This window comes from Paenibacillus sp. 481 (assembly GCF_021223605.1).
Classification (GTDB): domain Bacteria; phylum Bacillota; class Bacilli; order Paenibacillales; family Paenibacillaceae; genus Paenibacillus_B.
In genome coordinates this window covers 914,707-937,652 of sequence record NZ_CP075175.1, presented here as the reverse complement: position 1 = coordinate 937,652, position 22,946 = coordinate 914,707, and the positions used below count along the sequence as shown (strand labels likewise).

Below are 22,946 nucleotides of genomic sequence, written 5' to 3'. Positions count from 1 at the left end.
TTAGGTAGGTGCTAGTGGTTATTGTAATAGGCTGTTTTTTGTATTATTATGTAGGGGTGTTGAGAAGTTAAATTTTAGGAGGTGAATTTATGATATCGGAAAACCTACAGGAAGAGAATGAACAACTACGAAATACTTCGATGTTTGGAATCGGGATTACAAGCGCTGAACAGGAATTGCGACTTGCTCAAGAAGTTACTGGTTCTTGTAGCAGCAGCAGTTGTAGTAGCTGCTCTCTTGGCGGCGGCAAATGAGTTGTTTGAAGGGACTAAATTACTAAAATTAATACAGGTTTCACCTCAGATTGACTTGAAGAATGAAACGTTCTTCAGGTCAATCTAACTTTAAGGAGGAACACGAGATGAATGCCGCTGTTGAATACGAGATTAGTAATTTTGTTTATCATGAACTTCATAACGGGGACGTCGTTGTTCAAAATTATAGAGGTATAGTTAAAATTAATAATGCTACTATGGCTCATTATGTAAAAAGCTTGGATGTTAAAACAAAACAAACGATTAGTATGAATTCGCTGTCTAACTCCTTTGGAGAACATTCAGATGTGGCATTACAGTTTCTCTTAAAATATGGAATAGTAAAATTAAAACAGAAAATCTGTTTCGACATTGAGGAGATAGTACTCCTGTCTAATAACGATACAATTAGTGAACATTTTAATTTACATCTAGCCCCTTACTTCGCAGAGTCAAAACTACCATTTTCCACGATTACTACGGTTAGTGATTTTAATTTTAATAACAAGTTGCTAATTGTATTTTTAAATCCATACGATAAGTTACTGGCAAAGAAGATCGTTAGTAAAATACAAGAATATGAAAGCGCATTATTAATGATGACGTACATTTATAACAACAAGTTCTATATGGATTCTTTGTACAATGTCGATTGGAAAAAGCCATGTCACTTATGTCATGTTGGGTTTATCGAGACTCAGCTCCGAGTTAATCAGTACGCTGATTTATCTTATCAAGGCTTAATCGATATTTTGTATCATGAGGATGCGACGTTCAAAGTTGAAGCGCCAATCTCAGTTGTTGAAACTTACAATATGATGACGATGATTTTGAATCAACTTGATAAATTTGTTTTTCGAACAAAAGGCAGAGTACTATACTCGAATGAATCATTAGAAGATATTAACCACACCTTCATGTTAGATTTAAGTACAAACAAAATATCAAGAGATGTTAGTATACATTGGGAGTTGTGTGATTGTTATGAATAATAGAAGCAATCAATCTGGTTACTGGGATCATGCCATGTATAAAATTCTTGATAATGATATTTTAAATGAGGTTGTGAAATTTCATCAAAGCTGCACCACCATTTTGCACGGATACGATGTAACTCCGTTTAACTCAGATACTTACGAGTGGTTAAGTCAAGTTGAGCTTACTGATATTATACCTAACTATTATGAATCCGAAATATTGTTGCCTGAAGTTAAGAAAGTCAATCATGTGGGCAGTAAACGTGAATTCGAGCTGGATTATAACATAGCGCCGGAGTTGTTAAGCGAAATTATGTATCTTGCATTTGGCAGAAGTGAACATGGAACCTCAAAAAGATATCCATCTGGTGGAGGGTTGTATCCGGTAATTCCTGTTCTTTATTTATTAGAAGACAATATCATACTGCATACCGCACATAAAAAAGGAACTTACATCTATGATTATGAAAAAAATTCTTTGAAGCAAATTAAAGCTTGGGATGACCGTGAAGCTCAAAAAGTGTTGAATTTTTTAAATGCGGGTGATATTAGGAAGTATTCTAATTACATGATCGGCTATGCGATTGATATACGACGTTCTGTTGCAAAGTATAAAAGACGCGGATACAGGCACTCGCTAATTGAAATTGGATTAATGGCTCAAGCCTTTCGAGAGACGATTGTGGAAGTGAATCATTTGCAACTTGGCGATTTTTGCTGGTCTGGATTTGACGATCATGCTTTCACATATTTATCTGGCTTAAACCCAAGGACATGTCCAGTTACCCTAGTACAATGGTTTGGCAAGGTGAGTAATTAATTGAAATATTTCCATATTATCACATAGGGAAGTGATTTAAAGTTGATTATAAAAAATTACTCAAATGTTACTCCATTTATAGGTAAGGACTGGGTCGTAGATCGCTCTATATTTACGAATTCACACAGCCAAGTGTTTCTTACATCAAGCAATATTCTTGCAGCTTATGGACATAATTCTCATTTTAACTTTTCTGGTGTGTTGAAATCTGCGATTGGAGAATGGATCGAAAGAAGTACGATAACGAGAAATTTTCACAAAAATGATAAGCTCGAGGCGCTAAATTTAATTAGTGGGGAAACGATTCAAGTTGATTCAGATACAGTATATTTTATTGATGGAAGTAGCTTTAACGATTCTTGTGGACTTGCTTCCCATTTAAACTCTAAGGATGTAATTGAAGCAAGTTATATGGAATTTTTCGAAAGACACAGTCTTATATATAATTGGCTTACAAAATCCAATGGGATTCAAATTGATTGTACACATGTTAAAAATGAGAGAATAAACAACATCATGAATAAGGTGCATCATTTTATTGATGAGCTTTACTTGTTTAATATTTCATTGCATAACTCTATCTATGTCGTATTTGCACTCGGTTTTGGAGAGAAGTATAAATCTCTAGGTTTAAAGGCGAGTTTGAAGGCGGAGGACGCTATATATGGTGCTATAGAGGAATTACAGCAAACGTTCGCGAATCATTGGACGAAAAATAATGTTAACAACTATGAGCAGTATGGACAAGATAAACAAGCGGATATGTATCTGAAATATTATGAATCATTATCACCACTGGAAATGAAAGATGAGTTTTCGTATTTATGGGAAGGTATGACTGATTGTTGTTCTTTTGAAGAGTTCATTCAGAAGGAAAGTATACAATCTCTTCCGAAAGTCATGAAGCAGGTAGCGGATGATTTAAATTTAATTCCTTACTCAGCGTTCGTACCGTGTTTATATGATGGATTTAAGACTAAAATTATTAAAATTTTGTCTCCTAACGGTTATCCGCATATGTATCCGGTACTATTTAATGAGCGTCAAACGAAGTTATGTTTTAACAAAGGTACATCCGAATTTCCTAACGCTTATCGACAAATACCTTTTCCATAAGGATGAAGGAGATTAACATGGCTATCTTGAAGCTTAGCAATGGAATACAGCTGGTAACCGATCCGATGAGCAACTGTACTACGGTCTCTATCGGAATTTTTTTAAAGATAGGTTCGAAGTACGAAGTGGAATCTGAAAATGGGATGACGCATTTTATTGAGCATTTATTGTTCAAAAACAAAAAATGTGATCAGCATGATGGAATCATCGAACATTTGGAATCAGTTGGGGCGACGATTAATGCGTTTACAACGAAGGAACTGATTTGCGTTTATGTAAAGGCGCTGCCTACTCATGTGAGATACGTATTAACAGCATTAGTCGACATGTTAACCGATTTTCAAGTTACAGATGAAGCCGTTGAGATAGAGAAAAAAGTGATACTAAGCGAAATTAGTAGATTCAGAGATAATCAGTATGAACAGGTTCAGCTAAATCTACTTAAATTGATGTTGCAGAAGCATCCTTTGACGCAAGAAATTCTTGGAACTGAAGCGGGGATTCGATCGTACAATAAGGAGCAGTTGATATCGTTTTATGATAAGCATTTTGCGACGAATAAGCTCGTGTGCTGCATATCAGGTGCATTTACAGAGAGTGAGGCGCAAGATGCTATTTCGATATTAAGTAGCATGAGTACGGTGCACAAAGACGAAATTAACGTAGGTGAGCTAACTTACAATCGCTCATCGATTGTGAAGGAAAGTGAGGCTTTCCAGCACGTACTATCATTTGGCTACCCATCCATGTCTTATCTCTCCCCTAACATGACCACGTTCATGACGATGGTTCAATTAGTGGGGGGTGGAACAAGATCGATGCTTTCTAAGCAGCTTCGTGAGACGGAAGGACTCGTGTACTCCATTTATATGACGCCTTTGTCATACAGGGAAGGTGGTGTGCTGGTTGTAAATATGTCGACCCCTATTTCCAACGATGTGAACCAGTTGCGCCATTCTTTTCATACATTAATGAAATGTATTTATACACTGGGAGTGGACGAACGGAATCTAGAAAGAGCGAAACAAATGACAATTAGCAAAATTGTGTTCGGTACGGAGAGCAATCAAGCGCGAATGATTGAGCTTGGTAAGCGTGTACTGTATGCACCGTATGACGAGACATTCAATACGGACCCGTTCGCTCAACATATTGCAGATATTGAGGCGTTGACGCTAGATGATATGAATAGAATCGTGAATGAGATTTTTAAAGAAAAACCAGCTTGCTCCATTATTGCCTCTAATAAAACGTAGACGAGTATGGTGAAACGATGATTAGACAAGTTAAAGCTCATGTCATTCTTGATTTGAAAATTTTGTTCACAGAAAAAGTTGCACTGGCTTGGTCGGTTGCCCTGCCAGTCGTGATTGCACTCGTGTTTCAGGGCAAATTTCTAGAATCGATTTCATCGGAAGAGCAATTTACATATTATTTATCTTGGTTCTGGATTTTTATTATTATTGCCAGCTTTGTGAACGGAATTGGCTTGCAAATTGCTAGATTGCGAGAATACAACTTATTAAAAACGTACGTGCTGATCGCAGGTGCCAAGCATCCGTATGTCATCTCGGTATTTATTACCCAATGTATTTTCGTTGCTGTAAGTAATCTGCTATTTACGACCATTTTATCGAGTATAGTTGGTCAGTTTACACTTCTTAACTTCATTTTACCGTTGCTACTATGGTTTATGGCTATTCCTATCGGAATGGCGACACTATTATTTGCTGTATTGCCATTGAAGTTGAGCAGCGTAACCACATTTATTAACATTGCCTTGTACCCGTTATTTTTGGTGTCCTTGAACAACCTGAATGTTCCACCCATGGTGAATTGGGTTAACCCGTTTACGATTATGCGTCACCTAATTGATGTGCTGATGTCTTTATTTTCCATGCTAACGTCGCTTACCTTACAGCCTATTTTATTTATTATGTTAGGCCTTTATTTTGTAATTGGCTTATTCTCATACAAAAAGTTGAGCTTATTATCCCTTGTTCAAAGGTAGCTCATATGCTCTCTATTAACACGGTGAGGGGGATTCAGGTTGTACGTTAAACATGTAAGCTTTGCCTATCCTAAAGCGGATACAAACGTTTTAACAGATATTCATTTTGAACTGCAGCCTCATAAAATAAACGTGCTTGCTGGATTAAACGGAGCGGGCAAAACGACATTGTTTGATTGTATGACTGGAATCTTGAAGGTCTCTTCGGGACAGCTTGAGTTGCCTTCCATATCCGAGATCTTGTATTTGACGCAAACGATTTTTTTCTCTTCTACGATTAAAGGGAAGGACTTTGTGAAGTTTATAGCTGAATTAAGCAATAAGCGCGCAAGCCATAACGCTATAGACTATACCGAGCAGATGGATGAGCGGGAGCGTGAATTGTTCGTTAAGCTGTGGAACAGCAAAATTGGCATGATGTCGGTCGGCGAGAAAAAATGGTTGTTCGTTACGATGCTCACTCAAGTTGAGCGTAAACTGTACATTTTTGATGAGCCTACGAGCGGTGTCGATCCTTCTTCACGTATGAAAATTATGAATCGCATACAACGACTATTGGAGCAAAATAAGTGGTGCATCGTGTCGACGCACCAGCTCCAAGAGCTTTTACATTTGGATTGTCACTTTATTATGCTCCATAACGGTAAGGTTGCGTATGAAGGTGATTTTAAACAATGGCTAAACTGGCATCAGACCGACAATCCGGATATTGCTTTTGAAAGAACGGTGTCCACGTCGTAGGAGGATTGGACGGAAGCGACGTAAATACATTTTAATAACATAGTGAAATGATAATAGCGGAAAAGGAGCGGGGAAGCGATTCCCTGCTCCTTTTTTCGGAGTTAGCGCTTTAAGGTGAAATGGCAATGCCGAGCGGGCCACCACCAACGATAATAATTTGAATGACAGCGTTGGTTGAGGTTTGGATAACGGACACGCTGTTACTGTTTCGATTCGTAACATAGGCTAATGATCCGGTTCTGTTGAAGGCGACTTCATATGGGTATACGCCAACAGAAGTGAGTTGGATAACCGTATTCGTACTCGTGCGGATGGCCGCAATGGCATTGCTTAAACTGTTGGCAACGTAGACAATGTCGCTGTTCGGCGACACGGTAACGCCTTTAGGCAAAATGCCAACAGGGATGGAGATCACGACTACATTCGTCGTGGTATCAATGACCGAAACGTTATTATCGTTTCGATTCGTAACATAGACGTATCTTCCGTTCGGTGTGACGGTAATGCCGGAAGGTGAAAAACCGACGGGGATCGTCTGCACGACCGCATAGGTAGCCGTGTCAATAATAGTAACATTGTTGCTGCCATAATTAGCAACATAGGCGAACGTGCCGTTAGGTGCCAGCGCAATTCCGTTAGGAAACACGCCTACTGGTATCGTATGAACAATGGTATGGGACGAAGTGTTAATGACGGATACGGTGTTATCATTTGCATTGGTGACATACGCGATCGTACTGTTCGGTGCAATCGCGGTTTCAACCGGTCCGTTTCCAGTAGCAATCGTCTGGGATACGGTGTGGGTTGCCGTATGAATAACGGACACGTTGTTGCTCGAGTGATTGACTACATAAGCAAATTCGCCGTTCGGAGCGATGGCAACGTCAGTAGGATAGTTGCCAACTGCAATCGTATGTGTGACCAAGCTGGTGGATAAGTCAATTACGGATACGTTATTACTATCTGAATTCGTGACGTACGCATAGCGTGGAAGAGCCTTTATGACGAGTTCGGTGGCAGCGTAAAATTGTGAACCGATAATAATTAACGTGTTTTCCCCTGAAAAACGATAGGTTCCTGCGGCTGGTAATGTCTTGTTCAGCAGTTGTAATTCAAACGTTGCTAAACCTATCAAATCCAATGACAAGGGGACCATAATGGAACGACCGTTATTGGTGATTTGTGTGCTAGATAGAGGGAAGCCGTTGAGTATATCATTCGTGGTGGCGGTAAACCCCACAGGGAGCGTGAATACGACACTGCCCAGAGCGAGGACTGAATTAGGACGATATCTGATTTCGATGTCGGTGACGGTACCTTCAACATTACCGTTAATGGCAGTAAGGGTAATTTCAGCGGCAAATGGCTGGTTATCATCATCTGCTTGTATGCTCATCCCATCAACCCTTTCTTACGATGTAGGCTTCGGTGTAACTGCTTGAAGTGATGGGATATACTATTTTTTCGTTCAGCAAAACGATTGGACGGCATATGAAAAAAAAGCCCATCTAGAAGCATTCATGCCTGCAACATCAAGGTTGCAGAAGCAAAAATGGCCTCTAAAGGGGCTTTTCGTACATATAAGATAAATCATTTGAATGGCTGTGCGATACAAATGATAGATAATGAATACCTTCGTGCGCTTTAAGTCAGCGACTAGATAGTCAAAACACCGCCTTGGCTAGCATTCGTAACGAGCTTGGAGTAACGTGCCAAGTAGCCTGTTTTTACTTTTGGCTCGAAACCTTTCCAATTCGCACGACGACGATCCAGTTCTTCATCCGAAACTTGCAGCTCAATCTTACGATTGACGAGATCCAGGTCGATGATGTCACCATCTTCAACGAAAGCGATAGGTCCACCTTCTGCTGCTTCAGGCGAAATGTGGCCGATACTAATACCACGAGAAGCGCCGGAGAAGCGTCCGTCCGTAATGAGTCCTACTTTCGCGCCTAGGCCCATACCGGTAATTTGCGAGGTTGGTGCCAACATTTCTGGCATACCTGGCCCACCTTTAGGTCCTTCGTAACGAATGACGACAACGTGACCTTCTTTTACTTTGCCATTCGCGATGCCTGCTAGTGCCTCGTCTTGCGAGTCGAAGCAAATAGCCGGGCCAATGTGACGGCCGCCTACAGAAGCATCAACTGCGCCAACTTTAATAATAGAGCCTTGCGGCGCCAAGTTGCCGAATAGCACGGACAAGCCGCCTTGCTCACTGTGCGGGTTATCCAACGGACGGATGACGTCCGTATCTTGAATTTCACAGCCAGCTACATTTTCGCGCAGCGTCTTCGCGGTTACCGTTATACAGTCCTCGTGCAGCGCGCCTTCTTTTTTGAACAATTCGTTCAATACTGCGCTAACGCCACCTGCGTTATGCACATCTTCAATATGATAATCCGAAGCCGGAGCAATCTTTGCCAAATGAGGAACGCGTTTAGCAACCTCATTAATGCGCTCTATCGGGTAGTCAAATCCTGCTTCGTGCGCTAACGCTAACGTATGCAGCACCGTATTCGTAGAGCCGCCCAACGCCATATCAAGGGCGAAGGCGTTGTCGATTGCTTTCTCGGTAACGATATCGCGCGGTTTAATATCGAGCTTAATCAGTTCCATCAACTGCGTCGCAGAACGTTTAACGAACTCACGACGCTCTGGCGCAACCGCTAAGATCGTACCGTTGCCTGGTAATGCTAATCCTAAGCCTTCGGCTAAGCAGTTCATCGAATTAGCTGTAAACATACCGGAACAAGAGCCGCATGTTGGACAGCCGTACTGTTCTAATTCTGTCAAACTTTTTTCATCAATTTTGCCTGCTTGAAAGGCACCGACGCCTTCAAATACACTGGACAGCGAGATGGAACGACCCGTAGAGTCTTTACCTGCCTTCATCGGTCCGCCACTTACGAACAAGGTTGGGATGTTGACACGCAGTGCGCCCATCATCATACCAGGTGTAATCTTATCACAGTTCGGGATACATACCATCCCATCGAACCAGTGCGCGGAAACGACCGTCTCCAGTGAGTCTGCAATAATCTCACGGCTCGGCAATGAATAGCGCATTCCGATATGCCCCATGGCAATACCGTCATCAACACCGATTGTGTTGAATTCGAATGGCACGCCGCCAGCTTCGCGGATAGCCTCTTTTACGATTTTTCCAAACTCTTGCAAATGAACGTGACCTGGGACAATGTCAATATAGGAGTTACACACCGCAATAAACGGCTTATCGAAATCTTCTTCCTTTACTCCGGCAGCGCGCAGCAAGCTGCGGTGCGGTGCTCGGTCAAAGCCTTTCTTAATCATGTCTGAACGCATTTTCTTGGCAGTCATTAGTGATGAACCTCCGTATCCAAATGCACGTTTTTTGGTATTTCTATAGAGTCTATCATAACTGCTTCACTTTTTCTACCAACTTCGACAGCCTTCTTTCTATTAAGTTAAAGCGCTGCTAGAACAGAGAAAAGGGAATGGAAAGTCCGTGTGGAATGGACGAAAAGCAGGGGAGAGAAGATTTGAAAATAGATGTTACGGTCTACCCTGTAAATTCGATGGCTGGTTGAGTAGGGTTGTTTTTGTGGTTATATTAACACTCGTATAAATTAATTTAAAAAATTCAATTTATTAACATAAAATGTCTAGATATTCCTTAATCTATCAGCTACCTTGAGGGAAGGTTGATCATTTTATAGATTGGAGCCCTGTTTCCCAGAAACAGTGACGTCTTTTAAATGGTTCATTCAATTAAAAGTGCTGGGAGGTTTGAATGTGTTTAAAAAAGGTATGATGTTAGGTTTAGCTGTATGTTTATCCTTCTCAGTTGGAGCAGGCGGGGTGTCTGCTGCTGTACAGAACAACACGCTGCCAGCTCCATCAACTTATCAGTATCCAGTCGTTGAACACACCATTAAAGTCGGGGAGAGAAAAGGGTTTACTTGGTGCAGTAAAACGCTTAGTGGATCTGACGTCGTTAAGGTAGAAAACATTCGTGTTCCGCGATGTATAGTAACAGGGTTAAAGCCTGGTGTCGCACTGGTTGAAATAAGTGCGTTTCTTGTTAAATACCACGCAAGGATCACGGTCGTACCCGCCTAGCTCTAGCAATACGGACGGATGCAATTCCAAAAGAAGCTCAACGGTTTCTGAGCTTCTTTTGGGTAAGGTCTTTGTCGAGCAAACCCACAGGCTCCTCGCACCTGAAATGTTTATATTTCACAATGAAGTCGCTTTCAAATTTCTCTTTACAAACAAAAAAGAAAGCGGTAACATAAGTTTCATCAACTTGTATACAAGTATACTTGTAGTTTTTCTTAAGGAGTGAAGGCATGAAATTAGGGTTGATCGGACTCGGTAAAATGGGATTTAATCTAGCAGAAAATATGCTTCGTCATGAGCATCAAGTCATCGTGTACGATGTGAATCCAGAGCCAGGACAGAAGCTGAAGGCTCATGGCGCAGTTGCAGCACCGTCGATCGAGCAGCTCGTTGCGCAATTGGAAGCTCCGCGCATCGTATGGATCATGGTGCCGGCAGGTGGGATTGTAGATAGTGTCATTGACACCCTGATTCCGCTGCTTTCACCAGGGGATATCGTGATGGATGGTGGCAACTCTCATTACAAACAATCGCAGGCGCGGAATGAGAAGCTACAAGTACATGGCATTCACTTTTTCGATGTAGGTACTTCGGGTGGTACTGAGGGCGCTGCGCAAGGCGGTTGCTTTATGATTGGCGGTAACGAGTCCGTGTTCCCCACGATTGAACCACTATTTGCGGATATTGCGGTGACGAACGGATATTTATATGCGGGTAAGAACGGCAGCGGCCATTTTTTGAAAATGATTCATAATGGCATTGAGTACGGTATGATGCAATCCATTGCAGAAGGATTTGAGCTGCTGGATAAGAGTGATTTTGACTACAATTATGAGCATGTGGCTCAGGTATGGTCGAACGGTTCTGTCATTCGCAGTTGGCTGATGGAGCTGACACAGAACGCGTTTGCGAAAGATCCGAAGTTGTCTCAAATTCGGGGAGTCATGCAAAGCTCTGGTGAAGGCAAGTGGACGGTGGAGACGGCGCTTGATCTGCAAGCGAGCGCGCCAGTTATCGCGATGTCGTTGTTTATGAGATATCGGTCACTTGAATCCGATACGTTTCATGGAAAAATTGTAGCCGCATTGCGCAATGAATTCGGTGGTCATGGGGTAGTGGAGAGCAAATAAAGGTACGGTTGCATCGGTACGCTCTAATGGAATTGTCGGGGGAATGTATGTTAGAATGGAGCGATCTGCCACTATAACGGCATCTTACCCATTTTCATTAGGAGAGTTGAATGTTGATGCATTATCCATCCGCGTGGCTGCAAGGTGTTTCCCGTGGGGAAGCGATTGCTTGTGAATTACGGTTACAAATTATTAAAGGAACGATCAAACCTGGAGAAGTGATCTCTGAAAATAGAGTTGCTGCCGATTTCGGCACGAGTCGATCACCGGTTCGAGAAGCGTTGAAAGCGTTATCGAACGAAGGGCTGATCCGATTAGAGCGCATGGGCGCTGTCGTACTCGGTTTAAGTGTAAAGGATGTCGAGGAGTTGTACGATGTCCGGTATTTAATTGAAAGCTTTGTGCAGCAGCGACTTGCCCATATGGATCAGGAGCGGCTTATTACGAAGCTGAATCAAATTCTCGACAAAATGGAGCTTGCTGTCAAATATAACGATGTCGTTGATTTTGCTTATCAGGACTTATCTTTCCATGAGGCGATCATCGCGGCAACAGAACATAAACGAATTATGCATCTGTGGACGAGTATTCGTCATATCGTTATGACGGTGATGCTCATTACGACCGAGGAAATATTTTCGAAAGGCGAGCAGCGTTTAGGCTCGGTGATTGACAAGCATCGCACGATTTTGAAAGGCTTGCAATCCAAAAATCCAGAAGTGGTTCAACAAGTGGTGCGTGAATATTTTGCGGATTCGATGCAGACGTTGCATACGAGCTTGCCCCAATTTTAAGCGTAAGCTCCCAGCATCCATGTACGTTACGCAAACTTGTCGACAAGTATACAATTACATATAGCCAATACCCAATCTCAGGGAGGATAACCCTATGGACACTATATTTGGTCTTAGTCATAATGCGACGCTATTAATTTGGACATTCGTATCAATTGTGTTTCTGATTGTGTTTATTGCAAAGTTCAAATGGAATCCGTTTGTTACTTTGCTCATGTCGGCATTGATGCTCGGGCTATTGGCAGGAATGAAGCCACTCGATGTCGTGAACGCCGTTATTGGTGGTGTTGGTGGAACGCTTGGGAAAATCGCGATCGTAATCGGTCTCGGAACAATGCTCGGTAAAATGATGGCTGAATCCGGCGGCGCGGAACGAATCGCAACGACGTTGGTCGATAAGTTCGGGGAAAAACGGGTTCATTGGTCGATGATGTTTGTCGGATTTATTGTAGGTATTCCGGTCTTTTTTGAAGTTGGACTTATTTTATTAATTCCAATCGTATTTACAGTTGCACGCAAGACGAACATGTCGTTGTTGAAAATCGGAATTCCGATCTTGGCAGGTCTGTCCATCGTGCACGGTCTGGTGCCACCGCATCCGGCACCTATGATTGCGATTGATGCTTTTAATGCCGATTTAGGACTTACCATTATGTATTCGATTTTAGTCGGTTTACCGGCAGCTATTATTGCAGGGCCGATTTTCGGCAAGTATATCGGTAAGCGCATTCAAGTAGAGCCGCCAGCTGATTTGGCTGCACAGTTTGCATTGAAGGGCAATCGTGAGCTACCTGGCTTTGGGATTACGTTGTTTACGATTTTATTGCCTGTTATTCTAATGTTGAGCGGCTCGGCAGCGATCATTGTGGATCCAGAAGGGCTAAGCAGCTTAACTGTATTTTTTGAGTTTATAGGTCACGAAATTATTGCGTTGTTAATTGCAGTTATTTTCTCATTTTTCTCCCTTGGGTTTGCAAGAGGCTTTACGAAGGAAGATATTTCTCGCTTCTCGAGTGAATGCTTGGCGCCAACGGCAACGATTATTTTGATTATTGGTGGCGGCGGTGCGTTCAAACAAGTCTTAATTACGAGCGGTGTTGGTGGTGCAATTGCGGAGATTGCGACGCAAGCAGATGTAAACTTGATTTTGTTTGCATGGTTTGTGGCAGCCTTGATTCGCGTAGCAACGGGATCTGCGACTGTCGCGATGACGACAGCAGCAGGCATTGTGGCACCTGTGCTGGCATTGAATCCGGGAGCGAATGTGGAGCTCGTCGTCTTGGCAACTGGTGCAGGTTCTATCGTCTTGTCACACGTGAATGACGCAGGGTTCTGGATGGTTAAAGAGTTTTTTAACATGTCCGTGTCACAAACGTTGAAGTCGTGGACGGTGATGGAAACGCTGTTGTCGGTCGTCGCATTGGCTTTCATTCTTCTCCTCAGTACGTTTGTATAGGAGTCGTAGATAATCCAGAAAGAAGGTTTAGTTATGAGCAGGTTAACGTACATGATCGGTGTCGATATTGGAACGACGAGTACTAAAGCAGTTCTGTTCGAACAGAATGGGACGATTGTTGCTAAAGGTAATGTGGAGTATCCATTATACACACCGAGTTCGACCATTGCGGAGCAAGATCCTGAGCAGATCTTTCATGCGGTTATCCAATCGGTCAAGCAAGCCATGGATCACAGTGGAGTTCGTCCTGATGACATCATGTTCGTTTCGTTCAGTTCGGCGATGCACAGTGTCATTGCGGTTGATGCCGCAGGCAAACCGCTTACGCCATGTATGACGTGGGCGGATAATCGCAGCAGTGAACAGGCCGAGCGATTGAGTCGGGACATGAACGGACACGAGCTGTACTTGCGAACGGGGACACCGATTCATCCGATGTCACCGCTGACGAAATTAATGTGGATGCGCGAGGAAGATGCTCAGACTTTCCAGCAAGCAGCCAAATTTATTTCGATTAAGGAGTATGTATTCACCAAGCTCTTTAACGAGTATGTGGTGGACTACTCGATCGCATCGGCGACTGGACTGCTCAATTTGAAATCGCTCGATTGGGACGAAGAGGCGTTGCAAATCGCGGGCATTACGCGAAATCAGCTTTCCACGATCGTTCCGACTACGCATCAAATGCACGGCTTGGTCGCGGAATATGCGCGTGCGATGGCGCTTGCACCGAGCACACCGTTTATCGTGGGCGCCAGCGATGGCGTGCTGTCGAATCTGGGTGTTAACGCGATTGAACCCGGTGTGGTCGCGTGCACAATTGGGACAAGCGGGGCGATTCGGACGGTCGTGGATCGTCCGGTAACTGACCCGAAGGGCCGAATCTTTTGTTATGCGTTGACGGATAAACATTGGGTCATCGGCGGCCCGGTCAACAATGGGGGCATGCTGTTCCGTTGGGTACGGGATGAGCTTGCTGCTTCGGAAGTTGAAACCGCGAAGCGGCTCGGCATGGACCCGTACGATGTGTTAACGCAAATCGCGGAGCGAGTAAGTCCGGGCTCAGACGGATTGTTGTTCCATCCGTATATGACAGGTGAACGCGCACCGCTATGGACTGCGGATGCGCGAGGGTCTTTCTTCGGTTTGACGATGCACCATCGTAAAGAGCATATGATTCGTGCGGTGCTTGAAGGGGTTATTTTCAACCTGTACACGGTATTGCTAGCGATGCAGGAGCAGATTGGGCAGCCGAGCAAAATTCACGCGACTGGCGGGTTCGCACGTTCGGCGTTATGGCGCCAAATGATGGCCGACATTTTCAATCAAGAAGTCGCCATTCCAGAAAGCTACGAGAGTTCTTGTCTAGGTGCGGTCGTGCTTGGCCTGTATGCGATCGGTAAGACGGATCGCTTGGAAATCGTGGCGGATATGGTGGGGGCTTCTCATCACCATAAGCCAATCGCAGAGCATTCACGCATATACGATGAGTTGCTGCCGATTTATATTTCGGTCTCGCGTCAGTTAAAGGATGAATATAAGGCGATTGCCAAGTTCCAACGCAAGCTTGTTACAGGATAACGAGGTTCAAGGGTTAACGGATGCCACAGAAGCTATGTGGCCAGATTTACACAGTTTCAATTTTTAACGGATATCAGAGCGCTTATTTCACGATTTGACGTATTTATTTAGTCATTTTCATGGCAATAAGCGCTACCAGAACCGTTACAATCCAAATGGGTTCTCATCTGTAGAAATAGCGCCTATGGCAACCACTAGAATAAAGGGGGGCCCACAGTCATACGTCACTGACTGCGGGCCCCCTTTTTATTGTGTGCAGATGCATCCGAGCTTGGAAATGTGTGGTACGATATCGATATAGAAATACGAGAGACATAAGAAATAATAGAGAAGAAGGAGCTTCGTTGTCTATGCTGTCTCGTTATACAATTTGCAACTCTGATGTTGATCGCTATATGCGGATGCTGCGTGCCAGTTTTCCGAATCAACACGGAGCGTGGGCGATGCTTATCGTTCCTTTCCTTATCGGTATGTTTGCAGCCAAGCCTAATTGGACGCATCTGTGGTTGGCACTAGCTTGGTTTGCTGCTTATTGTACATCCTTTGCGGTCTTGCAATGGGTAAAGACAGGCAAAGAGTGGGTGTATAAACAGCCGTGTCTCATATACGGACGTGCCTTTGTCCTATTTGCAGCTATCCTACTATTTTTACGTCCGGACGTATGGTGGATGGGAGCGGTTATGCTGCCGCTATTTCGCGTGAACATGTGGTACGCGAAGCGTAAGGAAGAGCGTCATCTCGGCAATGACATCATTGCGGTAGCCCAATTTTGCTGGATGCTTATTATTGCCTTTGAAGTGGGAGGTGGAACGGATTGGGGCTTGGCGTGGCGCGCCTTTGCGGTGTGCATGCTTTATTTTGTCGGAGCCGTTCTATACGTCAAGACGATGATTCGGGAAAAAGGCAGCCCCACCTATTACGCTGCTTCATTAAGCGTGCATTTGATCGCGGCTATCGCTGCTGGACTAATGATTTCACCTTGGGTAGCTGTACCTTACGGAGTGCTGTTTTTGCGTGCGGTATGGATGCCGAATATGAAAGTGACGGTTAGGCAAGTAGGCTTAGGCGAGATTGCCTTCGTGGTCGCGACGACGGGCGTGCTTATCGCTGCTTTGTAAGGAAGGGAGGGTAGACAGGAGTGTCGTCCGCTCTCCCGGTTACTCTTTCATCTGTATTTTGATATCCTTTCGTTGATAATCCCTCTCCTAATCTACAGCACGTCAACATCCATAATCGCGCTAAAAATAGCTCATCCACACAGCAAGTGACTCTCTTTGATTTGAACACGTAAATGATCGAAGTAAATGTTTGATGCCTTGTCATGAGGAAAGTACACAAACGGAGGTTGCATAAATAGTCTCTAAAGAGCGTTGTTCCTACTCTACTATAGAAACGGGCAGGTATAAGTTGAGCGTCCCAGATGCAAAGCGTATTGCGGCAGCGCTTATTTTTGACTGGCAACGTTTTTAGGGGGTGAGGCTATTGCTTGTGAGGAGGTGTAAATATGAAACGCAAGTTGTCCTTTTTGCTGTTGACTTTGGCGTTATCTTTTTCTGTGTTGAATCCGGTATCCGCATTTAGCGAAGTTATAACGGTGGATCAATCACCAGTTCGTGATGTAGATTCTAAGCCTGTTGTTCAACAGATTTCTGAGAGCGATGCTCGAGGTGAAATAGTTCCCTTAGGTCCTGGGACTGGAGGGACTGGGACTGGGAAGGAGCATTAAGTTCGAGCGTGGATAAGCATGTTGCACGTCGTCACCGTAGTTGTGCATACTATTTTTGATAAATTTGATATATGTTACACCTGTCGCTGCAAGGCGGACAAGTTGCCCCACAACTAAGATACGGCCCCAATAATGGCGGCCACACATATGCTTGATGTGTTTGTCAGACCCGAGAACGTAGGCTCTAGACGGCAACCGGTCATTAGATCGAATGCCGTCTAGGGTTTTTTTTGCATGTGGGTGCTTGATGGTGTAGGGATTAGACATAGTGTTCAAGCACTCGCACATAAAGTCGTATAACGAGTGATTCAGCTCATAGTGGTGAGAAGGGGGGACAAGATGCCTTATATTTTACGTTTTAATACAACTCTTCGGGGAGCGCTTACGTTTACGGGGAATACATTAGGCTTGTCAGGAACAGGTACGATAGGCGTAGCAGGCGATTTTACTACGATTAATGGCTTTACAACGATTAATACGAACTCGGTGTTTGGTACGTATCCGAATGGCACAACCGGCGATTACACGTTAAATAGCTCTAGTGCAATCCTACAACTTCCTTTAGGCAGCTCAGTTGTATATGCAGAGCTCATTTGGGCGGGACAGTTTGCTACCCCAACTATCGACTTGTCGGCACGCATAAACGATCCGGTGCAGTTTACAACTCCTTCAGGCATGACCGTCAGCGTACCGCCTGATCCGAATACTATTGTTGACTTTGACAGAACCATTTACGTTCGTTCGGCAAATGTAACAAGTTTAGTTGCGCATGACGGTGCAGGGACGTATACGTGCGGGTCTGTTGTCGGTACGATTGTTACGGGCAGTTCCACCAATCATGCGGGGTGGACGCTGCAAGTTGCTTATACGAATCCGGCGCTGCCGTTTCGCAATTTGACTTTGTTTGTCGGCTCGGAAATCGTTGCTTCAAACGTCATATCCATAGCCCCAATTACAGGGTTTGTGACCCCGCTTGTAGGCCCGATCACGGGGCGTCTGCTGGCGAGCGCACAGGAAGGGGATGCGGACTTAACAGGGGATCAGCTGCTATTCGGGCCTAACATGAATACCCTGTCTGTCGTTTCTGGACCGAACAATTTTCCGAACAACTTTTTTGCTTCACAAATTAATGGGGACAACGGACAGCTGAATACAACGGGTACATTCGGGGACCGGAATGCGGTAAATGGTGAGCCCGGCTTCAATACGTTTGCGTGCCGTCAAGGTTGGGACATTACGAACGTGGATGTTTCTAGTTTCCTCGTTAACAATCAGTCGGCTGCTATTATTCAGGCTACGTCACAAGGAGACATTTACGTTGTTAACGGGCTTGGTTTGCAAATTGATGCGATCGCGCCAACTTTAGCAGTGACGAAGTCAGGTGATCGACCGACCATCGCGGTCGGAGAGACGTTGACATTTAGCTTTGTTGTAACGAATACGGGAACGTTAACGGCAGAAAATATTATATTTCAAGATAATGCGAGTGAGCCACCACAAATTAATTTTGTGCCAGGCTCGGTCAGAATTAATGGGGTATCGAATCCAGCTTTGAATCCGCTGACAGGATTCAATCTAAGTAATCTCAGTCCAGGTGCAAGTGTGCAAGTATCGTATATGGTTGAAGCCTTGGCGCTGCCAAGTGGGGGCAGCTTTGTTGATAACGCGGTCGTTCGTTTTGAGGCAAGGCTACTGCCTGGGGAGCCGCTATTGCCGTTCTCCGTGCTATCTAACACGGTCACGACGCAAGTTGTTGAGGGTAACGTTACGATTCAAAAGTCGGCAGATCGAACAACGACGGTAATCGGTGACACGGTCACGTATACACTTCAGCTCACAAGTAGTGGAAATGCGACCGTGACAAATGTTTCGGTAACAGACAACATTCCAAATGGAACCGTCTTTGTAACGAACAGTGTGTTCGTAAACGGGGTGAATCGGCCGGGGGCTGACCCGGTCAGTGGCATTATTATTGGTACGCTACCGCCAGGCGGCACAGCTACGGTCACGTTTCAGGTTCGAGTCGCGTTTCTGCCAAGTCCGGAAGCGATTATAAATCGTGGATTTGTTCAATTTACGGTAGGTATGACGCCTAGGCAAAATAGTTCTAATGAAGTCGTTATTCCCATTTTGCAAACAGGTGTTGACCTTGTCAAAGAAGCAGATATGAGCTTTGCCTTCGTAGGTGAACCTATTAATTATACGATTCGGATTATTAATACGGGTACGGCAGATGCGGTTAACGTCATATTGACTGATCCGCTACCTGATGGCGCAACCTTTATTCCCAATAGTGTGACGTTGGACGGCGTACCACAGCCAGGTGCGAATCTGGCAAATGGCTTCAACGTCGGTACGGTTCCCGCAGGTGTGACACGTATTGTAACGTACACGTTGGAGGTTATGGGGATCCCGCCTTCGCAGGCGATTATGAATATGGCGCGGGCGCAGTTCCAATTTATTGTCGGCGGAGTTCCTGTTCCGGGGTCTGCCGAGTCTGACACGGTGAACGTGCCAGTTGGAACGAGTGGTATTCAGGTGACGAAGTCGACGGATTCGGTAGATGCCATTGTAGGTGAAACCATTACGTATACCGTCGTATATACGAATCAAGGCTCGATTCCAGTCGATCGAGTCGTATTGACAGACGCTCTGCCTGATGGCACGCGCCAGCTGCAAGATAGTGTGTTTATTAACGGTGTGCAGCAATTTGGGGCGGAAGTTCAAGCGGGTGTCTCGCTAGGCAGAATAGCTGCTGGACAGTCGGTCACCGTCGTATACTCCGTTGTGGTAGACGGTTTACCTGCTAGCGGAACGTTGACTAACGTCGCACAGACGACAGGGTTTTTACTCACGCCTGATGGCCGTGAAGTACCGACCAACAATGATTCCAATTTTGTGGTCATTCCTGTATTTATGCCGGGAATTGATGTTGCAAAGTCTGCGAATGTGACGGAAGCATTTGTAGGTGAAGAGGTTGTTTACACCGTAGTCGTGACGAATACAGGGAATACGATTATTGCGGATGCCGTATTGGCGGACGCCTTGCCAGCAGCGTCTCGATTTGTAGACGATAGTGTCGTTATTAACGGTGTGGGGCAGCCAGGTGAAAATCCGCAGGACGGTATTTTTCTGGGTTCGTTATCACCAGGACAGGTGATTACGATTATGTATACGGTGGAAGTTGATGCGCTGCCGACACCCGCTGAATTGTTTAACCGTGCGACGGCTAACTTTGATTTCCAATTGCCGTCTGGACGTATCGTACAAGGTTCGATGGATTCCAACGCGGTCGTCATACCTGTCTTTGCGATTGATTTGACGATTACGAAGTCGGGCACACCTGCGCTCGTAAATGTGGGAGATGTAATCACGTACACGCTTGTCATTAATAATGGGAGTCAGTTAACCGCGACGAACAGCGTGTTGATAGACGCATTACCAGCCGGGGCGGCGTTTGTGCCCAACAGTGTGACGATTAATGGCATACCGCAGCCTGGCGCCAATCCAGCCACAGGTATACCGTTAGCAACGATTGTACCGTTAGATTCGATTACGGTGACGTATCAGCTCACGGTCGTATCGGTTCCTAATCCAAAAGAAATTGTGAATCGGGCCCAAGCGACGTTTGATTTCGTGTCTCCTGGCGGCAATGTCGTTACCGATACGATTCATTCTAACGTCGTTATTATTCCGGTAAACAGCCCTATTGAATTCGACGTAACGGTCACAAAAAGTGCGGATCGCACGACAGCATTCGTAGGCGAAACACTGACATATACCGTTATTGTGGAAAATGCAAGTGTTAATACGCTTACTAGCACAGTTGTCGTTGATCCGCTTCCTGATGGATCGCGTCTTGTACCGGACAGTGTCACGGTTAATGGAACTTCCGTACCCGGGGCTGATCCGGTTGAGGGCGTAAGTATAGGAACGATTGTGTCTGGAACATCGGTCACTATTATGTATAAGGTACTGGTTGAAAGTACCCCGATACCGCCTGAATTGATGAATATGGCTACTGCCAATTACATTCGCGAAGGTGTCGGTCCGGAAACGACGAACTCCAATACGGTCGTCATTCCCGTAGTGAACACAGGTGTCATCCTTGTCAAATCTGCTGATGCCAGTTTAGCGTTCATCGGTGAAACGGTCACATACACCATTGTGGTGGACAATACGGCGAATGTACTCGCAACGGCGGTTGCCTTAGTTGATCCGCTTCCAGATAGCACAAGATTCGTTGCGAATAGTGTAACGGTGAACGGGAGCATTAGGCCGGGGATCCGGCCTGATACAGGCATTCCGCTTGGCAACTTAGCACCGACCCAATCCGTGACGATAACGTTCCAAGTAGAAGTTACCGCTTTGCCGGAGCCTCCTGAGCTGGTTAATATCGCAAATTTAATATTTACCTTTATTCCGCCATCAGGCGAGGTCGTACCAGATGTGCGCGTGGCATCGAACGTCGTTCGTATTCCGGTAATCGATTCAGGAATACGTGTCACCAAATCGGCAAATAAGCAGGATGTGCTTGTAGACGAAACGTTACAGTACACGGTCGTCGTAGCCAATAATGGCAGCAATACAGCAGCGAATACCGTATTGACGGACTCCATTCCGAACGGAACTCGCTTTGTAGCGGGGACAGTTGTAATAAATGGTATCGCTGCGCCAAATGCAGACCCCACTACAGGCATTTCGCTCGGTACGTTGGCTTCGGGGGCGTCCGTAACCGTAACGTACGTATTGGAAGTGACAGGGCTGCCGGATACGGATCAAATTGCGAACACGGCCACAGCAAGCTTCACGATTATTACACCAAGCGGCACGCAAATACCGAGTACGATCGACTCAAATACGATCATCACCCCAGTGGCTTCGAGTGGGATTACGATTCGGAAGCAGGCGAACGTGACTGAAGCGCAAGTGGGCAGCATCATTACGTATACGCTTAATGTAAGAAATTCAGGCAGCTTGACAGCCACAAATATAACGATACGTGATGCCTTAAATCCAGAAGAAGCGTTTGTTGCTGGATCGGTTACGGTGAATGGTGTGACGCAGCCGAACGTGAGTCCGTCAACAGGTATTTCACTAGGTTCGCTTTCTCCAGGCCAAGAGGCCACGATTACGTATCAGATACAAGTTGTATCATTGCCGTCACCGCCTGAACTTACGAATACGGCTGTATTATCAGCTCTCGTTACGACGCAGACTGGACGGGTAGCTAATATAGAAACCCCATCCAACACCGTCATCACGCCTGTTATTTCAGTACCAACGGCTAATATTGTCGTTCAAAAAAGCGCAAACACGCAAAGTGCAGCTTTGCAAGACGTGATTACGTACAGCATCGTAGTCACGAATCAAGGCAATGTAGAAACGATTAACACCGTCATCGTCGACCAACCACCGAGCGGTACAGAGTTTGTAGCGGGTAGTGTTACTGTGCAAGGTGGTTTGATTAGCGGTGCGTCCCCCCTAACGGGTATCCCGCTCGGGACGCTGCTGCCTAGCGCGAGTGTTACGGTGACGTTCCAAGTACGGGTTGTGCAGCAACCGGTAAGTTCCAGCTTTGTTAATCAGGCGCAAGTTCAATTCCAGTCTGTATCATTGACAGGTGAACTGATTACGCAGACCGTTGCGTCAAATGCGGTGACAGTTGCGTTCACAAGACGCAATGAGGCGATTTTATCCAAAATGGTCAATACAGGGCTCGTCCACACGGGCATGCTGGTGGGATACATCATTACGCTGCGAAATACCGGATCCACGACGATCGTGCAAGCAGTGCTCAATGATCGCTTACCGGCAGGGCTTCAATTTATTCCTGGCACATTGACGTTAAATGGTGTTGTCGTTCCGAATCAGTCGTTAACGAGCATTCCGCTGCCTCAAATTCCACCGGGAGGCGAGGCGCGTGTTGCGTATAAGGCGCGCATTAAGCAAGCGCGAGGTTCGGTCACGAACGTGGTAACAGCAGAGTTCGGTTTCCTCCAAGCCGATGGAACGGTGATTGCATCACGCTTGAGTGCCTCAGCTACCGTTAATATAGAGGAAATGGAGGAGTAGTATAAAGTATAAGGCGCGACCTTCCTTGCAAGGCCATTTGAAATCGAATATTCATAGCCTGCTCTAGAGTAATGATGGCCACAGTGTGCCTTGAGGAAGGTCGCTTTTTTGAAAAAGAATACATAGCTCACGTACGCCCTCTATATCAATGGCTAGGAGAG

Annotated in this window: 17 protein-coding genes; 15 read left to right on the top strand and 2 right to left on the bottom strand. The window is 45.1% G+C overall.

Annotation, left to right across the window (positions count from 1 at the left end):
- Nucleotides 1-89: 89 nt before the first annotated feature.
- The 7 genes from KIK04_RS03880 to KIK04_RS03850 all read left to right on the top strand — a co-directional run bounded on the left by KIK04_RS03880 (nt 90) and on the right by KIK04_RS03850 (nt 5,919).
- Nucleotides 90-254, top strand: a complete 165-nt coding sequence (locus KIK04_RS03880) for a hypothetical protein (RefSeq protein ID WP_232277018.1) — start codon at nt 90-92, stop codon at nt 252-254.
- Nucleotides 255-361: 107 nt separating this feature from the next.
- The gene (locus KIK04_RS03875; RefSeq protein ID WP_232277017.1) at nt 362-1,246 is read left to right on the top strand and encodes an McbB family protein; all 885 of its coding nucleotides are present in this window, start codon (nt 362-364) and stop codon (nt 1,244-1,246) included.
- Nucleotides 1,239-2,051 carry a nitroreductase family protein gene (locus KIK04_RS03870; protein ID WP_232277016.1) on the top strand — a complete coding sequence of 271 codons (813 nt, stop codon included), beginning with the start codon at nt 1,239-1,241 and terminating at the stop codon, nt 2,049-2,051. The genes KIK04_RS03875 and KIK04_RS03870 overlap by 8 nt, the downstream gene beginning before the upstream one ends.
- Nucleotides 2,052-2,093: 42 nt before the next feature.
- On the top strand, nt 2,094-3,167 hold the full coding sequence (locus KIK04_RS03865; protein WP_232277015.1) for a YcaO-like family protein: 1,074 nt from the start codon (nt 2,094-2,096) through the stop codon (nt 3,165-3,167).
- 17 nt (nt 3,168-3,184) lie between these two features.
- Nucleotides 3,185-4,423, top strand: coding sequence for a M16 family metallopeptidase (locus tag KIK04_RS03860; protein ID WP_232277014.1), 1,239 nt, complete (start codon nt 3,185-3,187; stop codon nt 4,421-4,423).
- Nucleotides 4,424-4,440: 17 nt separating this feature from the next.
- On the top strand, nt 4,441-5,178 hold the full coding sequence (locus tag KIK04_RS03855) for a hypothetical protein (RefSeq protein ID WP_232277013.1): 738 nt from the start codon (nt 4,441-4,443) through the stop codon (nt 5,176-5,178).
- 39 nt (nt 5,179-5,217) lie between these two features.
- Nucleotides 5,218-5,919 (top strand): ATP-binding cassette domain-containing protein, encoded by a 702-nt coding sequence (locus KIK04_RS03850; protein WP_232277012.1) that lies wholly within the window; start codon nt 5,218-5,220, stop codon nt 5,917-5,919.
- A 109-nt stretch (nt 5,920-6,028) separates the two neighbouring features.
- On the opposite strand, the gene KIK04_RS03845 is transcribed toward KIK04_RS03850, so the two are convergent.
- Together KIK04_RS03845 and ilvD are read right to left on the bottom strand one after the other, a co-directional pair.
- Entirely contained in the window at nt 6,029-7,315 is a 1,287-nt protein-coding gene (locus KIK04_RS03845; RefSeq protein ID WP_232277011.1) for a BslA/BslB family hydrophobin, read from the bottom strand.
- A gap of 260 nt (nt 7,316-7,575) precedes the next feature.
- Complete coding sequence (gene ilvD / locus KIK04_RS03840; protein WP_232277010.1) at nt 7,576-9,261, bottom strand: dihydroxy-acid dehydratase; 1,686 nt, start codon at nt 9,259-9,261, stop codon at nt 7,576-7,578.
- A gap of 435 nt (nt 9,262-9,696) precedes the next feature.
- On the opposite strand from ilvD, the gene KIK04_RS03835 reads away from it, so the two are divergent.
- The 8 genes from KIK04_RS03835 to KIK04_RS03800 all read left to right on the top strand — a co-directional run bounded on the left by KIK04_RS03835 (nt 9,697) and on the right by KIK04_RS03800 (nt 22,785).
- Nucleotides 9,697-10,023: a hypothetical protein gene (locus KIK04_RS03835; protein ID WP_232277009.1), complete on the top strand. Its 327-nt coding sequence runs from the start codon at nt 9,697-9,699 to the stop codon at nt 10,021-10,023.
- Between the two features lie 230 nt (nt 10,024-10,253).
- Nucleotides 10,254-11,153 (top strand): phosphogluconate dehydrogenase (NAD(+)-dependent, decarboxylating), encoded by a 900-nt coding sequence (gnd, locus tag KIK04_RS03830; RefSeq protein ID WP_232277008.1) that lies wholly within the window; start codon nt 10,254-10,256, stop codon nt 11,151-11,153.
- Nucleotides 11,154-11,269: 116 nt separating this feature from the next.
- Complete coding sequence (locus KIK04_RS03825; protein ID WP_232278585.1) at nt 11,270-11,947, top strand: GntR family transcriptional regulator; 678 nt, start codon at nt 11,270-11,272, stop codon at nt 11,945-11,947.
- A 94-nt stretch (nt 11,948-12,041) separates the two neighbouring features.
- Nucleotides 12,042-13,403, top strand: a complete 1,362-nt coding sequence (locus KIK04_RS03820) for a GntP family permease (protein ID WP_232277007.1) — start codon at nt 12,042-12,044, stop codon at nt 13,401-13,403.
- Nucleotides 13,404-13,436: 33 nt separating this feature from the next.
- Nucleotides 13,437-14,984 (top strand): gluconokinase, encoded by a 1,548-nt coding sequence (gene gntK, locus KIK04_RS03815; RefSeq protein ID WP_232277006.1) that lies wholly within the window; start codon nt 13,437-13,439, stop codon nt 14,982-14,984.
- 350 nt (nt 14,985-15,334) lie between these two features.
- Complete coding sequence (locus KIK04_RS03810; RefSeq protein ID WP_232277005.1) at nt 15,335-16,102, top strand: YwiC-like family protein; 768 nt, start codon at nt 15,335-15,337, stop codon at nt 16,100-16,102.
- Between the two features lie 386 nt (nt 16,103-16,488).
- Nucleotides 16,489-16,710 carry a hypothetical protein gene (locus tag KIK04_RS03805; RefSeq protein WP_232277004.1) on the top strand — a complete coding sequence of 74 codons (222 nt, stop codon included), beginning with the start codon at nt 16,489-16,491 and terminating at the stop codon, nt 16,708-16,710.
- Nucleotides 16,711-17,049: 339 nt separating this feature from the next.
- Entirely contained in the window at nt 17,050-22,785 is a 5,736-nt protein-coding gene (locus KIK04_RS03800; RefSeq protein ID WP_232277003.1) for a DUF7507 domain-containing protein, read from the top strand.
- Nucleotides 22,786-22,946: the final 161 nt, after the last annotated feature.

Excerpts from the sequence above, each read along its gene's own strand:
- KIK04_RS03855 (WP_232277013.1), top strand. The coding sequence starts at position 4,441 with ATGATTAGACAAGTTAAAGCTCATGTCATTCTTGATTTGAAAATTTTG.
- KIK04_RS03880 (WP_232277018.1), top strand. The coding sequence starts at position 90 with ATGATATCGGAAAACCTACAGGAAGAGAATGAACAACTACGAAATACT.
- KIK04_RS03845 (WP_232277011.1), bottom strand. The coding sequence starts at position 7,315 with ATGAGCATACAAGCAGATGATGATAACCAGCCATTTGCCGCTGAAATT.
- KIK04_RS03875 (WP_232277017.1), top strand. The coding sequence starts at position 362 with ATGAATGCCGCTGTTGAATACGAGATTAGTAATTTTGTTTATCATGAA.
- gnd (WP_232277008.1), top strand. The coding sequence starts at position 10,254 with ATGAAATTAGGGTTGATCGGACTCGGTAAAATGGGATTTAATCTAGCA.
- ilvD (WP_232277010.1), bottom strand. The coding sequence starts at position 9,261 with ATGACTGCCAAGAAAATGCGTTCAGACATGATTAAGAAAGGCTTTGAC.
- KIK04_RS03800 (WP_232277003.1), top strand. The coding sequence starts at position 17,050 with ATGCCTTATATTTTACGTTTTAATACAACTCTTCGGGGAGCGCTTACG.
- KIK04_RS03805 (WP_232277004.1), top strand. The coding sequence starts at position 16,489 with ATGAAACGCAAGTTGTCCTTTTTGCTGTTGACTTTGGCGTTATCTTTT.
- KIK04_RS03870 (WP_232277016.1), top strand. The coding sequence starts at position 1,239 with ATGAATAATAGAAGCAATCAATCTGGTTACTGGGATCATGCCATGTAT.
- KIK04_RS03860 (WP_232277014.1), top strand. The coding sequence starts at position 3,185 with ATGGCTATCTTGAAGCTTAGCAATGGAATACAGCTGGTAACCGATCCG.
- gntK (WP_232277006.1), top strand. The coding sequence starts at position 13,437 with ATGAGCAGGTTAACGTACATGATCGGTGTCGATATTGGAACGACGAGT.
- KIK04_RS03820 (WP_232277007.1), top strand. The coding sequence starts at position 12,042 with ATGGACACTATATTTGGTCTTAGTCATAATGCGACGCTATTAATTTGG.
- KIK04_RS03810 (WP_232277005.1), top strand. The coding sequence starts at position 15,335 with ATGCTGTCTCGTTATACAATTTGCAACTCTGATGTTGATCGCTATATG.
- KIK04_RS03825 (WP_232278585.1), top strand. The coding sequence starts at position 11,270 with ATGCATTATCCATCCGCGTGGCTGCAAGGTGTTTCCCGTGGGGAAGCG.